Source organism: Pantoea sp. CFCC18179, from assembly GCF_059412405.1.
Genome location: NZ_JBNBPM010000036.1, coordinates 1 through 2,690, shown reverse-complemented (window position 1 = coordinate 2,690; position 2,690 = coordinate 1). Strand labels below are relative to the sequence as shown.

5 protein-coding genes are annotated in these 2,690 nt (G+C 54.4%); all 5 read left to right on the top strand.

Annotation, left to right across the window (positions count from 1 at the left end):
- Nucleotides 1-65: 65 nt before the first annotated feature.
- The 5 genes from ACPUC7_RS24330 to ACPUC7_RS24310 all read left to right on the top strand — a co-directional run bounded on the left by ACPUC7_RS24330 (nucleotide 66) and on the right by ACPUC7_RS24310 (nucleotide 1,990).
- Entirely contained in the window at nucleotides 66-569 is a 504-nt protein-coding gene (locus ACPUC7_RS24330; protein ID WP_346303793.1) for a hypothetical protein, read from the top strand.
- An 86-nt stretch (nucleotides 570-655) separates the two neighbouring features.
- Nucleotides 656-979 (top strand): hypothetical protein, encoded by a 324-nt coding sequence (locus tag ACPUC7_RS24325; protein WP_494924849.1) that lies wholly within the window; start codon nucleotides 656-658, stop codon nucleotides 977-979.
- 128 nt (nucleotides 980-1,107) lie between these two features.
- Entirely contained in the window at nucleotides 1,108-1,314 is a 207-nt protein-coding gene (locus tag ACPUC7_RS24320; protein WP_312123577.1) for a hypothetical protein, read from the top strand.
- Nucleotides 1,315-1,403: 89 nt separating this feature from the next.
- The gene (locus ACPUC7_RS24315) at nucleotides 1,404-1,769 is read left to right on the top strand and encodes a hypothetical protein (RefSeq protein ID WP_312123576.1); all 366 of its coding nucleotides are present in this window, start codon (nucleotides 1,404-1,406) and stop codon (nucleotides 1,767-1,769) included.
- A gap of 26 nt (nucleotides 1,770-1,795) precedes the next feature.
- Complete coding sequence (locus ACPUC7_RS24310) at nucleotides 1,796-1,990, top strand: hypothetical protein (RefSeq protein ID WP_312123575.1); 195 nt, start codon at nucleotides 1,796-1,798, stop codon at nucleotides 1,988-1,990.
- Nucleotides 1,991-2,690: the final 700 nt, after the last annotated feature.

Genomic DNA, 2,690 nt, shown 5'->3' with positions numbered 1-2,690 from the left:
TTCTCAGCCCTTTGCCGCGAGGAACTAACCGAAACATGAATTAACCACCTGACAGGAGAACCAGCATGCACACACAAAACGTCAACGTCGCCGCTTCAGAATCTTCCAAAACATGGGTTAAAAGCCAGGGCAAACCTGGTGACAACCTGGTATTCGTGCGCGTCGATACGGGCAAGATATTCAGCCAGGCGATTCCGCTTAAAGACGGGAGCATCGTAGCAATATTTAACTTTGAAACGCTGGAAGAACTGCAATTGCAGTACGACGACATGGCGCTGATGACCGAATCCGAGGCGGATGCCCTGTTTTGTACGCGTCTTTTCAGACCGTGGGAGGAAATTACCGAGGCGCGCTGGAACGATCAGCTGACCGTGCTGCCGCCGCTGGACTGGAAATCAACCCCCGCAGGCGAGACGTTCAAGTGTAGCGAAATGTATTCGGGCAAGGTGACGCACATTTTTGCGCACATTCGAGGCCGCTATTTTGAGTGCCGGGACTACGCCTCAAAGAGACATGCAGAACTGGTGCTGAGTGCCGTGCTGGCAATGGCGGGGAAAAACGCGCATTAAAAAAGCAGGCCTGAGCCTGCTCTCTTAACGGCCGGGCGTGCAGCAACACGGTTCGGCCAGCATCAAAACACGAAGGAGTTAACTTTATGTCTGATACACGTATCCTCGCACACGCGATCCCGGCTGTAAATCTCTCTGCGCTGGCGTCGCCCGCGCCGGAGCATGACACCCTGACGGCGGCACAGTTTATGGAGCTGTACGCCTATATCTGCGAGGCCGGAAAGTTTGCCGGATTCAGCGCCGTGCCGTGGGAAGAACTGGGCATGTGTAGCGTTATTCATGAGCCGACCGACGAGCCGGAAGGGCTGCGCATTTATCTGCGCGAAAGCTGGCCGGTAGCCGTGCTTGAGTTCGACATGGGTTACAGGGTTATCCCAGGCATGATCACTAACCGCTGGCAGCAGAGCTAAAGGCTGTCGCACGGTTAACTACTTTGAATGCTTTTTGTTCGCTGGCGTGGTGTGTGACAGGCCAGCGGGATATACTGACAGCAGGGCGCAGAAAGGCTGCGGCCCTGCCCGAAAGGGAGAACTGACGGATGTCGGCAACCGATATGAACGAGCTGAACAGTAACCGAATCAACGCGGAGATCGCCAAACTGATGGCGGAAACGCAGAAGCTGAACGCAGAGGCGGGCAAACTGAACCGCGAGACGTTCTGGTATCCCGTGGCGGTTTCAACTGGCATGATTGGCGCCGTGGCGACCATTACCGTGCTGTTAATGAAGGTGCTGGGCTATCAGTGAAGCTCTGGTAACGGACGACCTGACCGGACTAATGTGCGCTGTAGATATGCAGACTGAATGTTATTTACAGCCACTTAAGGAGACTGAAAATGGACTATACAACCTGGCTGACAGCGCTGTTTACCGTGGCGGATCTATGGGTGTTAATGACCGCGCGCAGCATTCATTTTGGGAAGAGTGATAGTTTTGGCAATAAAACCCGACTGGGCAAGTGGCTGAAACGTAATATGCGCCTGGATTATGTTGCGGCGGGTTGCTGGATAATGTTTGTCCCAGGCTTTTTTAGGGTGTTTTTCACCGCAATAATGTTTGCAAATCCGGACTGGTATTCAGTTTCTGACGCGACGAAAGAGGCCGGACTGATTCTGCAAACTGTGCTGATGACTGGCGGCATTTTTACACTGGTTGTTGCGTTTATGAGTGGCGGCATAGCTGAATCGCGGCATAGCTCATAAAGTAACCGGACAAGTAAGGATGAGACATGATCGAAACAGGACCGGTAACGGAACTAGGCACATGGTTTAATGTTTTAGTATTCTTTTCAGTAGCCTATCTGCTTAACGGGCTTTATGAAATGTTGCGAACCTACGGAGAACGTAGGGAAATGCGTAAAGAGCAGCAAAATCCACATGAGGCTGAAACCGTTATAAAAGTGCATACATCTGAGGAGCGGTAATGCCGGAAATAGTGACTGTGCCAGAAGGTGAAACACTATTAAAGCTGTTAGTCGCTGCTTCAGTTTTAGCTCTCATAGGGGGTCTGGCGGGCTTATACAGTAATCTTGTCTGGTGTGTCGAGAATCGCAGAGACAGGAAGAAAAAGCGCAACGACCAAATTTAATAGCCCCGGCAGGGGCTTTTTTATGCCCGCAATCGGTAAATGTCATCATGTCGGTATCGGGCACCGCTGTAAAAGCGGGCGGCCCTGCGGGCCGGGGGAAGACGGTGCTGACGCACCGTCTCTCTCCCTTCGCCTGCGCTTTCTCTCTCCGGGACGCTGTCTCACGGTCTTCTCTCTCTGCTTCCTGCTGCTGTTAATCCCTGTTCTGTGCTGCAGCTGCTTCTCCGGTTTCCTGTCCATGAAGGTCAAAGGCATGAACAGCCTGATGGCCCCCTCCGGCTCCCCGGCGTTGCCGGGTCGTCAGCCCCACTCCGCTAACCGGCTGCGCCGGTAAGCTCCGCCGAATCCCTGCGGGGTTCGGGCCTGCCGGCTAGGGTCTGATGGCAACGGCCAGGTCAACCCCTGCAGCGGGCTTTCGCCCGCGCGTTCACTGGCCACAAAAAGACGTGGCCGCTGAGGACGCCCGCGTTGCGGTCGGGTGTGTGCCTGCTCATCTCCGGCGCGGTGGTCATGTTGCGGTACGTCCCACGCGGCGG

Excerpts from the sequence above, each read along its gene's own strand:
- ACPUC7_RS24330 (WP_346303793.1), top strand. The coding sequence starts at position 66 with ATGCACACACAAAACGTCAACGTCGCCGCTTCAGAATCTTCCAAAACA.
- ACPUC7_RS24325 (WP_494924849.1), top strand. The coding sequence starts at position 656 with ATGTCTGATACACGTATCCTCGCACACGCGATCCCGGCTGTAAATCTC.
- ACPUC7_RS24320 (WP_312123577.1), top strand. The coding sequence starts at position 1,108 with ATGTCGGCAACCGATATGAACGAGCTGAACAGTAACCGAATCAACGCG.
- ACPUC7_RS24315 (WP_312123576.1), top strand. The coding sequence starts at position 1,404 with ATGGACTATACAACCTGGCTGACAGCGCTGTTTACCGTGGCGGATCTA.
- ACPUC7_RS24310 (WP_312123575.1), top strand. The coding sequence starts at position 1,796 with ATGATCGAAACAGGACCGGTAACGGAACTAGGCACATGGTTTAATGTT.